Source organism: Streptomyces djakartensis, assembly GCF_014651075.1.
Taxonomy (GTDB): domain Bacteria; phylum Actinomycetota; class Actinomycetes; order Streptomycetales; family Streptomycetaceae; genus Streptomyces; species Streptomyces djakartensis.
Genome location: NZ_BMWE01000034.1, coordinates 17,555 through 36,008, shown reverse-complemented (window position 1 = coordinate 36,008; position 18,454 = coordinate 17,555). Strand labels below are relative to the sequence as shown.

At 69.8% G+C, this 18,454-nt stretch carries 6 protein-coding genes and 4 CRISPR repeat arrays; of the genes, 2 read left to right on the top strand and 4 right to left on the bottom strand.

Translation table 11 applies throughout. The features are described from left to right. Window positions 1-36 precede the first annotated feature (36 nt). The gene (locus IE212_RS33020) at window positions 37-2,736 is read right to left on the bottom strand and encodes a CRISPR-associated endonuclease Cas3'' (protein ID WP_190201674.1); all 2,700 of its coding nucleotides are present in this window, start codon (window positions 2,734-2,736) and stop codon (window positions 37-39) included. Window positions 2,737-4,610: 1,874 nt separating this feature from the next. Then, window positions 4,611-5,006: a CRISPR direct-repeat array (repeat unit 29 nt; unit sequence GTCCTCCCCGCCGACGCGGGGGTGTTCCG). A gap of 272 nt (window positions 5,007-5,278) precedes the next feature. Continuing rightward, window positions 5,279-5,795: a CRISPR direct-repeat array (repeat unit 29 nt; unit sequence GTCCTCCCCGCCGACGCGGGGGTGTTCCG). Between the two features lie 2,254 nt (window positions 5,796-8,049). On the opposite strand from IE212_RS33020, the gene IE212_RS33015 reads away from it, so the two are divergent. Both IE212_RS33015 and IE212_RS33010 read left to right on the top strand, forming a co-directional pair. Beyond that, a complete protein-coding gene (locus IE212_RS33015) occupies window positions 8,050-8,805 on the top strand; it encodes a hypothetical protein (protein ID WP_190201673.1) in 756 nt (251 codons plus the stop codon). A 938-nt stretch (window positions 8,806-9,743) separates the two neighbouring features. Further along, window positions 9,744-10,017: a CRISPR direct-repeat array (repeat unit 29 nt; unit sequence GTCCTCCCCGCCGACGCGGGGGTGTTCCG). 90 nt (window positions 10,018-10,107) lie between these two features. After that, a CRISPR array of direct repeats spans window positions 10,108-10,442; the repeat unit is 29 nt; unit sequence GTCCTCCCCGCCGACGCGGGGGTGTTCCG. 3,635 nt (window positions 10,443-14,077) lie between these two features. Further along, the gene (locus IE212_RS33010; RefSeq protein WP_190201672.1) at window positions 14,078-14,692 is read left to right on the top strand and encodes a hypothetical protein; all 615 of its coding nucleotides are present in this window, start codon (window positions 14,078-14,080) and stop codon (window positions 14,690-14,692) included. A gap of 920 nt (window positions 14,693-15,612) precedes the next feature. Here the strand turns inward: IE212_RS33010 and IE212_RS33005 are convergent. From IE212_RS33005 to IE212_RS32995, 3 genes are all read right to left on the bottom strand, one after another. Further along, window positions 15,613-16,242, bottom strand: coding sequence for a hypothetical protein (locus IE212_RS33005; protein WP_190201671.1), 630 nt, complete (start codon window positions 16,240-16,242; stop codon window positions 15,613-15,615). A 4-nt stretch (window positions 16,243-16,246) separates the two neighbouring features. After that, window positions 16,247-16,795 carry an RNA polymerase sigma factor gene (locus tag IE212_RS33000; RefSeq protein ID WP_190201670.1) on the bottom strand — a complete coding sequence of 183 codons (549 nt, stop codon included), beginning with the start codon at window positions 16,793-16,795 and terminating at the stop codon, window positions 16,247-16,249. Window positions 16,796-17,800: 1,005 nt separating this feature from the next. Next, the gene (locus IE212_RS32995) at window positions 17,801-18,445 is read right to left on the bottom strand and encodes an NAD(P)-dependent oxidoreductase (RefSeq protein WP_190201669.1); all 645 of its coding nucleotides are present in this window, start codon (window positions 18,443-18,445) and stop codon (window positions 17,801-17,803) included. Between the last annotated feature and the right edge of the window lie 9 nt (window positions 18,446-18,454).

Below are 18,454 nucleotides of genomic sequence, written 5' to 3'. Positions count from 1 at the left end.
AGATCCTAGAAGGACAAGCGGGGAGGATGTGGGCCGTTAGGGCAACCGGTCGACAGTCAGGCCCAGTTCGTTTACGTGGAACCGGTGCCCCTCGCCGGTTCGCACCCACGTACCGTCTTCCCAGGTCATGTTCAGCCGGAGGACAGTCTTGAGGGCGGCCATGTCGCGCCAGACGCTGTTTGCATCGCCCGCCACGCCGTCGACGAGTCGCTGCGGTACTGGGATCAGGTAGGGGACAAGCTGGCCCGGCTTCGGTCTGCGCTTGGAATCGCGTGCAAGCTTCTCCTTGAGGACCCCGTTCTCCAGGAGAGACCCCGGGTACAGGCACACCACATGCACCATCTCCTCGCCGAGCACGGAGGAGAGCAGTTCGGGCTCCATACCGGGGTGGTCGCGGCTCAGCAGGCCGAGGTCGCCATCAAGCTCCCGCGGCCCCGGCACCTGCAGCCAACCTGCAGTACCGGTGGCCCTTCGTTCTCGGACCGTCCGCCGGTTGTCCAGCTGGTGAAGCTCATGCGCCGCAGCCTCCCCCAGCCTGTCGACGAGTTCGTCGGCGTACACCTCATCCAACAGCAGGGGGACTTCCTCCGGCATGGAAATCGTCCTGCCGGCCCCCAGAACTATGTCAGTACGCCGCACCAGGGCGACGTCGTCCAGTTCCGACTTGTTGTCCGCTCGGAGCACCACGAGCCGCGGTTGGTCACCCGCGCCATGTGCCGCACGGGCCAGCAGGTCCGCGAGCGGCGCCGGCCCCGATACGACGAGGTCGAATCGCAGACCTCTGACGTGTTCCAGCATCGGCGTCGTCACCAGCGCGGAAGGGCCGCTGATGCCGCCGTCGGGAGAGAAGGTTTTCCGGCAGGCCGCGAGACGCCGCCATCGGTCCTTGTTGCGCATCTGTTCATGAACCAGGGTCACATCGAGGCCGGGCAGGTCCTGCGAGAGCTGAAGGGACGTACGGATGGCTTCCGCAGGCGTCGACCGGTAGACGACGGCCCTGCCGTTGCCGGCCTCGACCAGGGGCGCAAGAGCCGCCTGGATCTCGTCGTACGGTGCACCATCAAGAACCTTGATGCTGAGCGTGCCGGCGCGAACGGCTTGCGCAGGCTGCCGAGGCAGGTGCCCGCCTCCGGAATGAGCATCCACGAACGACCATGCCGGCAGCCGGCGAGGCTGCACCATCGGCTCCTTGCCCCCTCCAGCGCCACGGCGGTAGGCCGCCAGCATCGCATCAACCGACTTGTCCGCAGACATAGCGGCCAGGACAACTGGAATCCGCAGCGCAGCGGCCCACTCCAGAAACCGGAGCATCAGCTTCTGCCCCCAGGCACCGCGGGCATGGGCCTCGTCCACCACGACGACCTTGCCGGAGAAGGCAAAGAGTCGCATCACGTTGAACTTCACCGGCATGACCGCCTGGAGAAGTTCGTCCACCGTCCCCGTGCCCAGCGCAGCAAGCAGTGCGCGGTGATGGGAGTTGAGCCAGCTGTTCGCTGCCGGGGCCCACTCCTCACCAGGCTCCGCGCTGACATCACCGGTCGCATGGGCCTGCGCCCACTGCTTCGCGGCTTCCGCTGGCTTCAACCGCGAAGAGCTGTGAAGCAGGAGCGACCGCCAGGGGCCCGTCAGGGCCTGTTCAGCGAAAGCATGCACCTGCGCCATGTGGCTGTCGGCCGATGAACCGGTCGGCAGCGCATAGAAAAGACCGCGTGCGCCCGCAGCATGCCCGAGGACCGCCGCTGCGCGAAGAGCCGCTTCCGTACGCTCCTCCGACGGCGAAGACGTCACCACCACCAAGCCCGGACCATGTTCGGTCACCACATCGGTCAACTGGCCCACCATGCTGGCCAGAAGGCTCGTCTCACCCGCACACTGAACCGGGTCCGGCCGGGCGAAACCCGTCCCGAGCAGGTCAGTCTTCTGCACCAGACGCAGAGCCGCTTCGCGGGCGATCTTCCAGTAAGCGTCCAGGTCTTCAGGAGCCCCAGCCCATCCCTCCTCCATGAGCCTGGCCCGAATCTCTACTTCGATGCTGGCCAGCCAGTCCGACAGGGTCACCAACCCCGTCAGAACGACAGCCGCTCCCGGCGTCATCCGCCCTTGCGGAACCGAGGTCGCCCCTGTCACTCTGCGCACCTCATCAAAGTGGACCCGCCGCTGCTCCTCCCAACTACTCGTGCCCAGACCGGGGTGACGGGCGACCGGGCACCTGTAATCCTTGCTGTAGACGGCCGGGTGGTAGCGACCGCCGTGCCCACCGAGCATTTGGGCCACTGCGTGACTGAGCTGGGACTGCGGACGCCGCTTCGACGACGGATAGCCGATCTCCTCGAAGATCCCCGCCAGCCACCAGTGTGCTGCCGCCTCGTGCGACTGCCTGTCCTGCGCGGCGTCAGCCGCGAATCCGTACCCCTGTTCACCGCCCAACTCCTGCGCCAGCAGCTCTCCATCCGCGTTCTTCGGGCCGCTCCGGTGGAGTTGGAACGGCACGCTGATCTTCCCGATGTCGTGCAGTCCCGCCCAGAACGCCGCGAGCGCCCGCACCTCCTCGTCCGGAACCTGCAATGCCCCGACCACCATGCTCCGCTGGTGCGAGGTCAGCAGTTCATCCCAGACGACCTCCGCGACGGCTGCAGTATCCAGCAGATGACAGATCAAAGGGTGCGTGCGGTGAGCCCCGCGGGCGTTCTTGCCCAGCCCGGCAGCCTTGCCCCACAGGCGGGAGTCCAGGGACATGGGGTGCTCCTTGTCGCGGATGCAGTGCAGGTGTGCCTCAAGAGGTTGCGGCAAAACGACTTGACCACAACTCCCCCTGCATCTTGCTGCACCTCTTGAAGACGGGAGAGGGGAAATTCCCTCAACCCCCGCCACACCAACGTGTTTCCGCCGTAGAGTACATACCGCTGCACGCCTCCCTGGGAGGTGCGCGGAACCTCATTGACTCTCCAGGCGACGACAACGCCGAGATGAACGCACGACCCTCCCGAGGGATGTGGCGCAACCTCGGCCCAGTCTGCGCTCTGGAGATGCAGTGTCCCGGTTCCTGCACAGGTTCGGCTTGCGCCGTGAGGTCCTTCTCGGTACCTCACGCGTAGTGGTCAGCGCGGTGATCCGTGCTCTGATCAGCGAACTCGTCAGCTGGCTCTTCTGAGCCAACGGTGACGGACCCCAGGGGTCCGTCACCCCTTATGTGCAAACGCCCCCCGCTGGCCGAACACATTCTGCGCAGCCGGGTTACGCCGCAAGACGAGACGTCCGGCTACAAGCAAACGATGCCGACTCCACGCGAGCGGAGGTGACCCTGCCCTCGCTGCTGCGCTGGACGGCACGCATCGCCTCGAGCGTGTCGACGAATGAGGGCCTGGGCGTGCAGCAGGGCCCCAACAGCACGCTCGTGTCCTCCTTCAACAAGCTGGCCAGGTGGCCCGCCCCTCCGACACTTGTCCTCCCCGCCGACGCGGGGGTGTTCCGCCGCCCAGGATTCCGCCGGATTCGAGGAGCTGGTCCTCCCCGCCGACGCGGGGGTGCTCCGTAGATCGGTCGTCGTGTTGGGTCCGACCCGACGTCCTCCCCGCCGACGCAGGACGACGCGGGGGTGTTCCGCCTTTTCCACCATGGCCGTGAACTTTTGTTGCATCCTCCCCGCCGACGCGGGGGTGCTCCGGCGGCTCAGACAAACCCCGGTTTCCGTGAAAGGTCCTCCCCGCCGACGCAGGGGTGTTCCACCCACGCCCACCGCAAACCCGCCCGCACCCGAGTCCTCCCCGCCGACGCGGGGGTGTTCCGTACAGGTAGACAAGGGCGCTCGGCCTGTGGATGTCCTCCCCGCCGACGCGGGGGTGTTCCGTCCCCCTCAACGCGGACCCGCTGCGCATCGGCGTCCTCCCCGTCGACGCGGGGGCGCTCCGAACAGGCCGCCGGCATCCACCACGAGCCGTGCGTCCTCCCCGCCGATGCGGGGGTGCTCCGGGCTGGGGCAAGGACCCGTTCCTCGCGGTCCTCTCTTCCCCGCCGTCGCGGGGGTGTTCCGCTGGGCACCGTCCCCACCGCGATGATCCCCAGGTCTCCCCGCCGACGCGGGGGTGTTCCGTTGTAGCCGACCCCGGACCAGCCCTGGCCGATGTCCTCCCCGCCGACGTGGGGGTGCGCCGGCCATCGGCTCCAGCTCGTGGGCCAAGATGGTGTCCTCCCCGCCGACGCGGGGGTGTTCCAGCCCAGCCGGTTTGGTTGATGTCCCACCGGTAGCCTCCCTGCCGACGCGGGGGTGTTCCGGAGTCCGACCGGATCGCCTCCACCGCGGCGATGCCCTCCCCGCCGACGCGGGGGTGCTCCGATCGCAAGCGTCGCCGACTACCGAGGCAGCTTGTCCTCCCCGCCGACGCGAGGGTGTTCCGTTCGCCGAGGACTACGACCTGCTCCACAGCGCGTCTTCCCCGCCGACGTGGGAGTGATCCGCGAGAGTACGTCCGCCGCCAGCGGATCGAGCAGTCCTCCACGCCGACGCGGGGGTGTTCCGTACGTGGCCGTGGCCAGGCCCGAGAGGGTCTCGTCCTCCCCGCCGACATGGGGGAGGGTTCCGCACATCAGCGTCGACCTGTTCCTTGCGGCGCTGTCCTCCCCGCCGACGCGGGGGTGTTCCGCAGGTCCAGGTGACGTCACCCTGGGGGTCGAGGTCCTCCCCGCCGACGCGGGGGTGTTCCGGTGCACTGAACGCCCGTCGGCACAGCGGCCTTGTCCTCCCCGCCGACGCGGGGGTGTTCCGCATGGCGCAAAACTTAACGGCGCGTGGCCTTGGTCCTCCCCGCCGACGCGGGGGTGTTCCGATCGGCGCCGGGTACGTGCGCACGATCCGCACGTCCTCCCCGCCGACGCGGGGGTGTTCCGGTGACCCGGCGTGTTTCGCGTCGCTCGACCAGGTCCTCCCCGCCGACGCGGGGGTGTTCCGCAGGCCCGCGACCTGGCCGCGCTCGTCTCAGCGTCCTCCCCGCCGACGCGGAGGTGTTCCGCCGTCAGACGTGGAGATCCTGATCCTGTGGGTGTCCTCCCCCCAACGCGGGGGTGTTCCGGCTAAGGACCATGGCGAAGGGTGAGCCGCCGCGTCCTCCCCGCCGACGCGGGGGTGTTCCGATGATCAGGCGCTGGCCCGAGGCGATGGAGCAGTCCTCCCCGCCGACGCGGGGGTGTTCCGAACGACGGCTCGACGCGCGACGTGGACGTGCCATCCTCCCCGCCGACGCGGGGTGTTCCGCAGCTCGTGCCGGTGCCGGGCTGACACACCAGTCCTCCCCGCCGACGCGGGGGTGTTCCGTCGGCGACGCGACCCTGCGGGACGAGCTTGTTGCCTTCCCTGCCGACGCGGGGGTGTTCCGAAAGCCGAGCTGGTCGCGCAGAAGCTTGTCGCGTCCTCCCCGCCGACGCGGGGGTGCTCCGATGGTCTCCTGCACGTACTCCAGCGCGGGGTTGTCCTCCCCGCCGACGCGGGAGTGTTCCGTTCACCACCCGCTACCGGGCGTCCGGCAGGGTGTCCTCCCCGCCGACGCGGGGGTGTTCCGCCGTGGGAGGCGTACACCGGCCCGGACGGACGGTCCTCCCCGCCGACGCGGGGGTGTTCCGACCGCCGACACCCTCGCCGAACTCGGTGACCTGTCCTCCCCGCCGACGCGGGGGTGTTCCGCATCTCCCGACTCGGAGGCGTCCGCAGAGGCGTCCTCCCCGCCGACGCGGGGGTGTTCCGATGTCCGAGGAGGACGTCAAGGAGCTCACGGGGTCCTCCCCGCCGACGCGGGGGTGTTCCCTTCTCGCGGCCCCCGGACCTGGCTTGCGGTCCTCCCCTCCGATGTGGTGGTCCGGAGGCGCCCGCGTGCAGTGGCTCAATGGGGCTCGTCCTCCCCCGCCGACGCGGGGGCGTTCCGCCCATCGCCTTCGCCCTGCCTGACGGGGCTTCCCCGCCGACGCGGGGGTGCTCCGACTGAGGGCGCAGTGCGAACCTTGACGGTACGGTCTTCCCCGCCTTCGCGGGGGTGTTCCGAATGATCTGGATCATTCTCGCGGCTGGGCTCGGTCCTCCCCGCCGACGCGGGGGTGTTCCGCCGGTGGCCATGGGCTCCTCCCAGCAGCCCTTGTGCTCCCCGCCGTCGCGGGGGTGTTCTGTGGGTCATGATGATGCGGAAGTCGCCCGCCAGGTCCTCCCCGCCGACGCGGGGGTGTTCCGTCGTTGAGGCCCAGGGGGCGGTGCTGGTTGGCGTCCTCCCCGCCGTCGCGGGGGTGTTCCATTCGCCGAGGACTACGACCTGCTGCACAGCGCGTCTTCCCCGCCGACGCGGGGGTGCTCCGCCGTTCACGTGGCAGTTGTCCGCCATGACCGAGTCCTCCCCGCCGGCGCGGGGGTGTTCCGTGCTGGCGTCCGCGTCCGGCCGATGCACCGCGGTCCTCCCCGCCGACGCGAGGGTGCTCCGACGTTGACGTTGTGGTTGCTGCGGCCGGGTGGGTCCTCCCCGCCGACGCGGGGGTGTTCCGTTCACGGTGCACAAGACCACGAAGGGCGCGACGTCCTCCCTGCTGACGCGGGGGTGTTCCGATCCTGACGTCGGTCGGAAGAAACGTCCGGCAGTCCTCCCCGCCGAAGCGGGGGTGTTCCGGAACTTCCGCTTGTGCCGGGCCATGAGGCCGTGTCCTCCCCGCCGACGCGGGGGTGTTCCGGAATGGGGCGAGATGGTCACCCTGTTCGTCGCCTCCTCCCCGCCGACGCGGGGGTGTTCCGAGTGTCGACGAGCCGGGACTGTCCATACGGGCGTCCTCCCCGCCGACGCGGGGGTGCTCCGTAGGCCGCGAACTGCTTGGCCTTCTCCCGCTCGTCCTCCCCGCCGACGCGGGGGTGTTCCGGTCGGACCGAAGGGCAACGCCGAACGGCACTGGTCCTCCCCGCCGACGCGGGGGTGTTCCCCGGTGGCTCCCTATCTCGTTCCGGTCGACGGCGTCCTCCCCGCCGACGCGGGGGTGTTCCGGTGATGCGTCCGCCGTCGTTGTGGTGCCAGAGGTCCTCCCCGCCGACGCGGGGGTGCTCCGTCGACCACATCCTTCCCATCGCCCAGGGCGGTGTCCTCCCTGCCGACGCGGGGGTGTTCCGGCCGGAAGCGCGTCGGGTGGATCGAACCGAACGTCCTACGCGCCGTCGCGGGGGTGTTCCGTCCGAGACGTTCCGCAACATCGTCATGGGCGTGTCCTCCCCGCCGTCGCGGGGGGAGGGGGGCGTTTGATGACGGCGAGGGGTGGAGGTTTCACTTGTCCTCCCTGCCGACGCGGGGGTGCTCCGTAGAGGTGCGCCGGCGGGTTGGGCACGTACCCATCCTCCCCGCCGACGCGGGGGTGTTCCGTCGCCGCTCTCGCTGAGGGGCACGGTGAATGCGTCCTCCGCGCCGACGCGGGGGTGTTCCGGGGAAGTGACCATGCAGAAGCGCTCGATGACCGTCCTCCCCGCCGACGCGGGGGTGTTCCGCGGTAGAGGCGGACCTCCTCCGCTACTACAGCGCCCTCCCCGCCCGATGCCGGGGTGTTCCGTACGGCCAGTGGACGGTGTCCCCGTACTACTAGTCCTCCCCGCCGATGCGGGGGTGTTCCGTGCTGATACCAGCGGATCCGCTTGGCCTTGATGTCCTCCCCGCCGACGCGGGGATGTTCCGTCGACGCCGAAGTGGGACTCCAGGGAGGTGGAGTCCTCCCCGCCGACGCGGGGGTGCTCCGCCCGGCGAATCAGACCCAGTGAGCGCTCCGGCGTCCTCCCCGCCGACGCGGGGATGTTCCGGTGACCAGGTAGGCCTGACCGCCCTGGTGCAGGTCCACCCCGCCGACGCGGGGGTGTTCCGAACTGCGACAGGAAGTACACCTCGGAGAGGATGTCCTCCCCGCCCGGCGCGGGGGTGTTCGTTGATCAGGTGGTCTGCCGCGCTCCCTGGACGTCCTCCCCACCGCCACTCGGTGCTGGAGCACACGCTATGCCCGAGCGCGTGGAACGTTCCCCCGCTGTCCGGACGGTGTGACAGGGTGCTCGACATGTCGAGCACACCACCAGAGCTCTCCGAGGAAGACCTGGCCCGCCTGCGTGAAGCCATTAGCCGGGCGGCGAACCCGCACCTCCCCCGTCTTCAGGAAGCCATGGCCCGTATGCAGGCCGATCAGGAAGCGCAACTGCGCCTGGCGGCCGCCCCCATGGCACGCATGCAGGAGCAGATACAGCGGCTCATGCGGGAGGTCATGGCGCCAGCCGAGGAGGCGCGGCGGGAAATGGTCCGTCAGGCGATGGCCCAGTGGAGCCACGGCTGGCGTCGTGCCTGGGATGCGCATCTTCAGCAGCAGAACCTCACCGCAGCGCGGCTCGCCGCCCAGGCAGCTGTCCTTGACACAAGCCCACTGAGTCGGGTGCTTCGGGACATGGAGGCGTGGCGGCGGCTAACCGAGCAGCAGCGGGCCGAAGCCGTCGCCGCGGTCGAGGAAGCCTACGAGGGCACGTCGGCCGACGAGGTCCCCGCCGGGATGGTTCAGGAGCTTGAGGACGCGGTCCGTGACTATGCGGCGTCCGAAGCTGCGTACCTGCCGATCGAGGTCCGCCGTGAGTCCTTCGCCCTGTTCATCGCCACCATCGTGTTGAGTACGCTGATGACGCTGGCGTTTACCAGCGACACCGCGGATGGTGTGCTGACCAAGGCCGTGGAGCTCAGTGTCCTGGCCGGAGTGTCGATGGTCACGGCCGGGAAGGCGTGGGACCGCTACAGCGGTATTGAGCAAGCCGACGGGGACGAGAGAAGCTAGGCGCCACACATAACAGACCTCCGCGGCTGCTCCGGGCAACTACCAGGCTATGAGGGGAACCGCCGTCGCCCACATGCAAGGGCCCGCAGCCGCAGCTCTGCTGGGCGCCTGGCTCGCCACCGACGTTCTTCGCTCGCTGGCGCCGCAGACGTCCCCGCCAGCGCGGGAGTGCTCCAGAGTCCGACAGGATCGCCTCGACCGCGGCGATGCCCTCCTCACCGACGCGGGAATGTTCCGATTACGGTCCGGTTCACTCGCCGCCGCGGCTCGTCCTCCCCGCCGACGCGGGGGTGTTCCGTCAGTGTGGATGGAGATGTCCTGCACTCCGGCGTCCTCCCCGCCGACGCGGGGGCGTTCCGCCCGAGCAGGAGGGCCGGGCCAGGTGCAACGGGTCCTCCCCGCTGACGCGGGGGTGTTCCGTCCTCGAGCCACACACCGTTGTCCCGGCCACCGGTCCTCCCCGCCGACGCGGGGGTGTTCCGTCCTGAGATGAGATGCGGGCCCGGTCGCGCTCGTCCTTCCCCCGACGCGGGGTGCTCCGATCGTCTCCTGCACGTACTCCAGCGCGGGGTTGTCCTCCCCGCCGACGCAGGGGTGCTCCGCCCGCCACGTCCGGCCGTGCCCTGATCGACGTGTCCTCCCCGCCGACGCGGGGGTGCACCGCCATCGAGGCCGCCCACGACGAGCGTCGCAGCGTCCTTCCCACCGACGCGGGGGTGCTCCGCCGCCGCCCGAGGCAGACCTCATCCGCCTCGCGCCCTCCCTGCCGACGCGGGGGTGTTCCGCCGATCACGGACATCACCCCCGTGCCCTATATCGTCCTCCCGGCCGACGCGGGGGTGCTCCGACGTCCAACAACCAGGATCTGCACGTCACCAGGTCCTCCCCGCCGGCGCGGGGAGCTCCGCGGGCCACCGTTCACCGATCCCTGTGCCGGGCGTCCTCCCCGCCGACGCGGGGGTGCTCCGCTCAAGGACGTGCGGCTGGAGCCGAACCGGGTGTCCTCCCCGCCGACGCGGGGGTGCTCCGACTCAGCCCTACTACCCGAACGTGGTCCCTCGGTCCTCCCCGCCGACGCGGGGGTGTTCCGACCGGCCGGACGCTAGCCAAGCGCGGGCACCGGTCCTCCCCGCCGACGCGGGGGTGTTCCGTTGTTCAGCAGCCACGAGTTGCGGCGGAGGTTGTCCTCCTCGCCGACGCGGGGGTGTTCCGCACGCGATCAGGTGCCAGCGGCAGGCGCCGCGCCCTCCTCGCCGACGCGGGGTGTTCCGGACTGACCATGAGAATCTCCCGAATCGCCAAGGCCCTCCCGGCCGACGCGTGGGTGTTCCGGCGAAGACCGGCGCGCCCTTCTCCGTGCGGGCGTCCTCCCCGCCGACGCGGGGGTGTTCCGAAGCCCCACAGCGACTCTGGCACGAACCAGGGGTCCTCTCCGCCGACGCGGGGGTGTTCCGGCAATCCACGTCACTGGTGCGCCACTCGTCGGGTCCTCCCCGCCGACGCGGGGGTGTTCCGGACCCGGGAAGTGCCCATGCGTAGCCGCCTCGGTCCTCCCCGCCAACGCGGGGGTGCTCCGGGGTCGCCCCAGTCGTGCGACCAGAGCACTGGGTCCTCCCCGCCGACGCGGGGGTGTTCCGCCCACCGACAAGGCCGGCATCCTCTAGCAGGTGCCCTCCCCGCCGACGCGGGGTGCTCCGACAGGGCGGCTCATGCCGGGACCTCCCCGGTGGTCCTCCCCGCCGACGCGGGGGTGTTCCGAAGACCGCCGCCGACTTCCTGGGCCTGTCGAACTCTTCCCCGCCGACGCGGGGGTGTTCCGTAGTCCGCGTGCGAGTCGGTCATCAGGATCGTGTCCTGCCCGCCGACGCGGGAGTGTTCCGCCGCTGACGGTCACCGCTAGCCGGTTGAGGGTGTCCTCCCCGCCGACGCGAGGGTGCTCCGCAATCGACCGGCCCGGCCTCTCTGAAGCGCTGGTCCTCCCCGCCGACGCGGGGGTGTTCCATCACCGTCCGTCTCGCAAAGGGCAAGCCGGCCGTCCTCCCCGCCACCGCGAGGGTGTTCCGTAGGCCTGTGAAGCTCCCGGGATCTTCTGCGGGTCCTCCCCGCCGACGCGGGGGTGTTCCGTAGAGTCCGGTGTCGACATAGAGGCTGTTGACGTCCTCCCCGCCGACGCGGGGGTGTTCCGCGGTGGAAGCTCCGGGGGACCAGCGAGCCCGAGTCCTCCCGTTCCGCGATCGACTCCACCGGCAAGGGCGCAGCGTTCGTCCTCCCCGCCGACGTGGCGGTGTTCCATTCGCGGGGTTGAACAGCAGCCCATCGCCGAGGTCCTCCCCGCTGACGCGGGGGTGTTCCGAACGTCCAGGACAAGGTCGCGGGCCTGCCCAAGTCCTCCCCGCCGACGCGGGGGTGTGCCGTTCACCGAGGACTACGACCTGCTCGACAGCAAGTCTTCACCGCCGACGAGGGGGTGTCCCGGACGGCACCGTCTACCTCCTCGGGTACGGTCGGTCCTCCCTGCCGACGAGGGGGTGTTCGCGGGGGGTGTTCCGTCACCTCGGAGGATGTCCACGTACCCGGCGTCGTCCCCCCCGCCGACGCGGGGGTGCTCCGTCGGTCGACGAGCCGGGGTTGTCCATGCGGGCGTCCTCCCCGCCAACGCGGGGGTGTTCCGTCCGTGGGCGCCGACTTTTGGACTGAGGCGTAGTCCTCCCCGCCGACGCGGGGGTGTTTCGGTCCACGAGGCCGGCGCTTTCTGGGATGCGGCGTCCTCCCTGTCGACGCGGGGGTGTTCCGAACACCGCCTCGATCTGCAGCACGACCTTGCCGTCCGCCCCGCCGACTCGGCGGCGACGAAGAACTTTTCGTTGCCCTTCTCGCCGTCCTCCCCGCCGACGCGGGGGTGTTCCGTCGCCGTTTGTCGGGGCGATCGCGCTCGCCGAGTCCTCCCCGCCGAAGCGGGCGTGTTCCGTGGGAGGCGGGGTTGTCGGGGTTGCCTATCGCGTCCTCCCCACCGACGCGGGGGTGTTCGAGGACTACGCACGATCGAGAACGAGGCGCGTGTCCCTCCTGCCGACGCGGGAGTGTTCCGTACGAGTCCAGCTCGCGCGCCGAGGCGCTGCTGTCCTCCCCGCCGACGCGGGGGTGCTCCGGAGGCAGCATGGCAACCCCCACGATCCCGAGCGTCCTCCCCGCCGACACGCGGGTGTTCCGGTGCCCGGCTTCCTGGAGGGCATGGTCTTCCGGTCCTCCTCGCCGAAGCGGGGATGTTCCGCCCGACGGGGTCTACATCCTTCACTGGCTGGAGTCCTCCCCGCCGCCGTGGGAGTGTTCCGGCGAAGAAGCCTTCCAGCCGGGGCAGCACCTGGTCCTCCCCGCCGATGCGGGCGGGTTCCGCAGCTGTTCCGGTCCGTGGCGGAGGTGAAGCGGTCTTCCCCGCCGATGCGGGGGTGTTCCGGTGACCGCGTACCGGGCGGCTTTTTCGGGGTTGTCCTCCCCGCCGACGCGGGGGTGTTCCGGTGGCCGTCTACGACACCCCAGACGGCATCCTGTCCTCCCCGCAGACGCGGGGGTGTTCCGCGGGTGGAGGCGATCAACTGGCAGCACCGCGCGTCCTCCCCGCCGACGCGGGGGTGCTCCGAAGCGCGCTACGCAGGACCACTTGGCGCACCTGTCCTCCTCGCCGACGCGAGGGTGTTCCGCGGGGGCCGGGCTGGTAGCCGTTCCCGTCAGCCCTCCCCACCGACGCAGGGGTGATCCGTTCCGTCGCACGCAGGCCACCGCCTCGGTCGCGTCCTCCCCGCCAGCGCGGGGGTGTTCCGCTGATCAACGGCCAGTCGGTGTTTGGCGTGGTGGCCTCCCCGCCGAAAGCGAGGGTGTTCCGCCCACGACCTCCTTCTGACGGTTCATGTCCTGGTCCTCCCCGCCGACGCGGGGGTGTCCCGGTAGACAAGGCCGTGCTGCACCGCTTCGCTGAGTCCTCCCCGCCGGTGCGGGGGTGCTCCGAATCGGTACGGCGTCGGTGACTACCTCGTCTTGTCCTCCCCGCCGATGCGGGGGCGTTCCGCGGTGCCATGCCACGGTTTGGGACAGGCGCGCGTCCTCCCCGCCGACGCGGGGGTGTTCCGGCTCTCAAGTCGGTGACGGCCGCGTGGCGGCTGTCCTCCCCGCCGACGCGGGGGTGTTCCGTACCCCATGGACTTCGTGCCGGGGCCCCATGAGTCCTCCCCGCCGACGCGGGGGTGTTCCGGTGACGAGCAAGGGACAGGGCCGCGCTGATCGTGTCCTCACCGCCGACGCGGCGGTGTTCCGCCCCAGACCGGAACCGGTAGTGAACGGTCCCTGTCCTCCCCGCCGACGCGAGGGTGCTCCGATTGCCGAGACGGCGCACGGCCTGAACGTCTCGTCCTCCCCGCGCGGTGGGGAATTGCCTGTCCGGCCGTCGCAGACGGCGGACGCGGGGGTGTTCCGCGGCTCACGGAGGGCCGACAGGCCAAGGGTGCGTCCTCCCCGCCGACGCGGCGGTGTTCCGGCGGATCGACCCGAGCGCGTCCGTGTCCGCAGCCTCCCCGCCGACGCGGGGATGTTCCACAGAGCCCGCGTGCTCCAGCTCTTGCCCGAGCGTCCTCCCCGCCGACGCGGGGGTGTTCCTCTGCCTCTGACACTTCTGTGGGACAGACGGAGGTCCTCCCGGCCGACGCGGGGGTGTTCCGGTGATCCGCCCGCACCGCTGCCCCGAGTGCCGGTCCTCCCCGCCGACGCGGTGTTCCGCATCGCCGCGTAGACGGTGCGGTCCTGCTCAAGTCGCCCCCGCCGACGCGGGGGTGTTCCGCTCAAGAGGGCGTCGGACGGGGCCACGGCCGCGTCCTCCCCGCCTACGCGGGGGTGTTCCGACGTCCTCCCCGATTTCCCGGAGGATCTTTGCGTCCTCCCCGCCGACACGGGGGTGCACCGCCGCCGGAACCCGGGGTGACGCTGGTGGCTCAGTCCTCCCCGCCCGACGCGGGGGTGTTCCGAACACGGCCGCCGAACTCACCACCCGCATCGGGTCCTCCCCGCCGACACGGGGGTGTTCCGACGCGGCCCGGCTGAGCAGTACGTAGTCGAGGTCCTCCCCGCAGACGCGCAGGGTGTTCCGAGGCCGGGTACGCCCGGGACGGGCGCCACGGTCTCCTCCCCACCGACGTGGGGGTCTTCCGACCGATGACAACAGGCACTCCCCGCCCGACGCGGGGGTGGGCGCGTGTCTCTGGACAACAGGGGGAAGACTCCCCACGTGGGGGAAGATGTTTGGGTACCAGCCGTCACGGCCGTCGTCGCGGCCGCGATCGGCTGGGCTGGGGCCCGTGCGCAATCACGGAGTGGGCATGCGCAGGCGAAGGCCGCTGCCGAGGGGGCAGCTGCCCAAGTTCAAGCGGTCGAACTTGAGTTCCTGCGGTCAAGCCGTGGCAGTGCAAGCAGCGTTGTTGTCGCCGAGGTGCTGCGTTTCGAGAAGCGGCTGACCGCCTTCAGCAACGGATACGGTCCTGGTGCCAAGCGCCATCCCTTTGCAGCGTGGATTACAACTGAGCAGCTACACGACATGCTGGATGCTCCTCACGCGCCCTATCGGACACGCAAGCAGTACTACCTGGACCTTGTCGCGACCTTAGGCCGGCTGCGGCTGGCTTGTGCCGTGCTCAACTTGCACGGACCAGCCGAGATTGACGCTGCTGCCGTTGAGCTCCTCGCAGTTTGCGAGGAAGCGGTCGATGATGTGCGTAAGCGCTTCCTGCGGAAGCGGCCCTCGCGGGGCGTCGATCGGTACTGGGTGCTATTGCAGGTCAAGACGCTCATGACAGCCCGTCAGCAGTTTGCTCGCGTGGCTGGCCCACATCTCGACTCTGCTTGACTCGCGGGTTGAGGTCTACGGAGGATCGCCCCCGGCGGTCGCAATGTCCTCCCCGCCGACGCAGGGGTGTTCCGGAGCCGGGCAAGGTCGAGCGGATCGCCGCCGAGTCCTCCCTGCCGATGCGGGGTGCTCCGTGAGGCAAAACCCCAGGTCGGGGGCGCGTCAGTTCTCCCCGAGGGTGTTCCGTTCTGCACGTAGGTGACGCCCTACTCAATCAGGTCCTCCCCGCCAACGCGGGGGTGTTCCGCTGTGGCCGCTCATGAAGGACGGCCAGGCCGAGTCCTCCCCGCCAACGCGGGGGTGTTCCACTGGAAGCGTGCCGAGTTCCTGCTGTCCCAGGGGTACTCCCCGCAGGGGTGTTCCGGCGCAGGACGTCACGGAGATCGAGTACGAGTCGTCCTCCCCGCCAACGCGGGGGTGTTCCGTCGATGAGGACGCCGAGGTGGGCGAGGACTCCGTCCTCCTCGCCCTAGGGGATGTTCCGAGCGGTGGGCCTGGCACCGGACGCAAGATCATGACCGTGCTAGCCGACGCGAGGGACGGGCGGTCGCGAGTTCCGCAGGCAGGCCTGCGGAGCCTGTGGCCCGATATGCTGGAGGCTGAGTTCCTCTTCGTGAGGGTCTTTGGTTGGCCGGTGCCCTTGCCACCCGCTCTGCGGATTGGGTGCCGGCCGCTCTCATTGGTAGCAAGAGGCCTCCTGCCGACGCAGGCGGCAGGAGGCCCGCCCCGTCCAGGTAGCGGTCACCGTGAGCACCCACATGACAAGGACGGGGCAGCGGCCAAGAGCGGCTGGTGCCACCCCGTCACCCTCCAGTAGGCCATCGAAGCCCTGCGTCAGCAGGTGTCGCCCTGCATCCAGCATCGGCCCTTGCCGTGGCAGCCGTGCGTTCCAGTGTGGGGATCGGACGTCTCTGAGGGGTTCAGGGGGCGTCGGCGAGTTCTTTGATCTGGTGGGCGAGGTGTGAGTCGGGGCGGAAGACCTGGAAGCCCCATTCTTCGACTTCGTTGACTTGTAGTCGGCCGACTGCTTCGCGCAGGGCGCGGGTGGGGTGGTGGCGGGGTGTGTGCCGGCGGGAGAAGGGTGTGAGCTGGATGTGGGTGTCCAGGTTGACGGCCTGGTGGGCCCAGTGGTCGGCGTCGCGGAGTTCGCCGCGGCCGAGGTGGAACAGGTGGAGGCAGTGGGCGGCGGTGGCGTTGCCGGCGCCGGCCGCGAACTGCCACCACCATTGCGCTCCGTCGGAGGAGTCGGCGAGGCTGAGCAGGCAGGCGAAGTGCAGGGCGCCGTCGGTGTCGGCGGGCTCTTCGGCGAATTTCGCCAGGTGGGCTGCAGCGTCGTCGCTGTAGAGGAGGGCTGCGGTTAGGGCCTGGAGGTCGTTGTCGGCTCGGTCGAGGATGGTCGGGAAGTGGCCCTGGGGGGCTAGCTGGGTGCCGAACATGAGGGTGGCTGTGACCTCGCGGACGATTTCCTGCTTCAGCTCGGTGACGTCTTCGTCGGTGAAGTCGTTGGGCAGGGCGGCCTGCGCCAGGATGTCTTGGATGCTGCGCGGCACGGTGTTACTCCTTCTCCTCGTCGCCAACCGGGATGTCCAGGCCGAGTTTGCTGGCGATGCGTTCACGGGCCGAGCGCCGGTGTCCGCGGACGGTGTCCGGCTTGATGCCCATGATGTTGGCCACTCGCTGTGTGGAGTAGCCCAGGACGTAGTGCAGCACGATCACGTCGTACTGGCGCTCGGGCAGTGTTGCTATTGCGGTGTAGAGGCCCAGGGGCGATTCCATGGCCTCCAGTTGTTTGCGCAGGGCCTCCAGGGTTGCCCGGGCCGCGCGCTGCATGGCGGCGGTGCGGACGTCTGGCGGGGCGGTGTCGCTGGGGCCGTGTGTGCTGCCGGTGATCCGCAGATGAAGTTCTACCCGCTGCTTGAGCAGGCGCCAGGCGTAGGCCTCCGGGCTCTCCGCTTTCAGGACAACGGCCCAGTTCAGCGCCAGGTGCGAGTAGCAGCGCTGCACCACGGCCCGGGCAGCCTGCTGGTCGCCGAGCATGGTGTGCGCGTAGCGCAGATGGGGCTTGGCGTACAGGTCGACGAAGGCCTCGAGGGCCGGGGGCATGACGTAGTGGATGCCGTGGAGGCCGTCGACGGTGCTCGGCAGGTCGAACTGCGCCTCGCTCGCGCCGTCGGAGTCTTCGTAGGACGGGAAGTTGTTCAGGACCTCAGGCCTCCTGGTCGTGGGGGGCCTGAGGGGCCGGCGCCGGCGTGCGCGCAGTGCTCTGCAGCAGCTCGCTCACACCGACCCGGACGCCTGCACGGAGCAGCAGTCGCGATGCCTTGCACACATCCGGTGCGAAAACACGCAGTGCGGTGACGCCCACCAGCACGGCGCTCACATCGTCAACGGTCACTGGGGTCCTGCTCTTTCAGTCTGCGGGCAGCATCAACTCCCCCTCCCCGGTAGGGGAGGTGATGCTGGAGGACACGGGCTGTCCTCACTCGCAGAATTTCGGATCAGGTGCCTGGAACGCGCATTTCACAAGCGATCAATTTCTGACCCAAAGTGATCGCGCGAATACGTTGAGAAATAAACTATCACCTGAGTCGCACCCCGGACACGCTTAGTGATCAGGGAAAACGCTTCCTGGTCACCCTCGAGAACCGCCCCCAGTACGCCCCGGAACGCCCGCTTCCCCTTCGAATATGTGGCGCAGATCACGGCACTTGAGGTTTGATCCGCTCATGCCAGCACCTCAGCCACGCCAACGGCCTTCACACAGACCCAGCTACGCGGCGTCATCGGTGCAGGACGCAGAAGACTGTGCGGACGCGGGCGGCGGTGCCGGGCCGGAGCAGGGTGTCGTGGGCGGGCTCTCCTGCGCGTGCGCAGCTGTGGTTGCCCTCATAGCCTGGTGCTGCTCGGGGTAGCCGCGGAGGTCTGTCATGCCCCGGAACATCTGGAGCGGCGCGATCAGCTTCGGTTTGGTCACTTCTCTGAACTAGACAGGCCCTGAGAGTCCTCGGGCTACCCGGGAAAGTGCTTCGGTCGGTTGCGTGGATGTATGGCGGCCTCTGGCCGCCCGCGCACGCACGCACGCCGCCAGGGGCCGTTATGGCTGGTTGTTCAGTAGCCGACGGTGAAGCGTCGGTTGAGGTGGCGGGGGTTTTCGATCTCGTCGACGAGTGCGGCGGCGTAGTCCTCGTAGGAGATGCGGGCCTGGCCGTCGTCGCCGACGACGGGGTGGTCGAGGCCGGTGCGGTAGTGGCCGGAACGCGTGCCGGGGGCGAAGTGGACCGGGGGCGGGGACAGGTAGGTCCAGGTCACGTCGTCGCCGAGGGCGAGGTAGGCGTCGAGTGCGCGGATCTGGCCGATGGCGTAGGGCTTGAACTCCTCGGGGAAGCCGGGGGCGTCGAAGAAGCGCACGCCCTCGCTGTTGAGGAGGCTCGCGCCGCCGCCCATGTGGAGGATGCGCGGGCCGGCCAGGCCCAGGGCGCGGGCGGCCGATGCGGCGGCGGAGACGGCGTTCGTGTAGAGGGCGGCGTCCGGGCCGCCGACGGTCAGCACAATCGCATCGGCGCCCTTGGTGAGGGCGGCGACGGACTCGGGGTCGGTGACGTCGCCCGCAGCGGCCTGCACGCCATCGGGGAGGGCGGTCAGCGCGTCAAGGTCGCGGGCGACGGCGGTGACCTGGTGGCCGCGGGCGGCGGCCTCGGCGACGACACGGGAGCCGGCCTTTCCGGCGGCGCCGAACACGGTGATCCTGCTCATGTTGGGGGT

Bases quoted from the DNA above. Each gene is read 5' to 3' on its own strand.
- IE212_RS33020 (WP_190201674.1), bottom strand. From the start codon at position 2,736: ATGTCCCTGGACTCCCGCCTGTGGGGCAAGGCTGCCGGGCTGGGCAAG.
- IE212_RS33015 (WP_190201673.1), top strand. From the start codon at position 8,050: ATGTCGAGCACACCACCAGAGCTCTCCGAGGAAGACCTGGCCCGCCTG.
- IE212_RS33000 (WP_190201670.1), bottom strand. From the start codon at position 16,795: ATGCCCCCGGCCCTCGAGGCCTTCGTCGACCTGTACGCCAAGCCCCAT.
- IE212_RS32995 (WP_190201669.1), bottom strand. From the start codon at position 18,445: ATGAGCAGGATCACCGTGTTCGGCGCCGCCGGAAAGGCCGGCTCCCGT.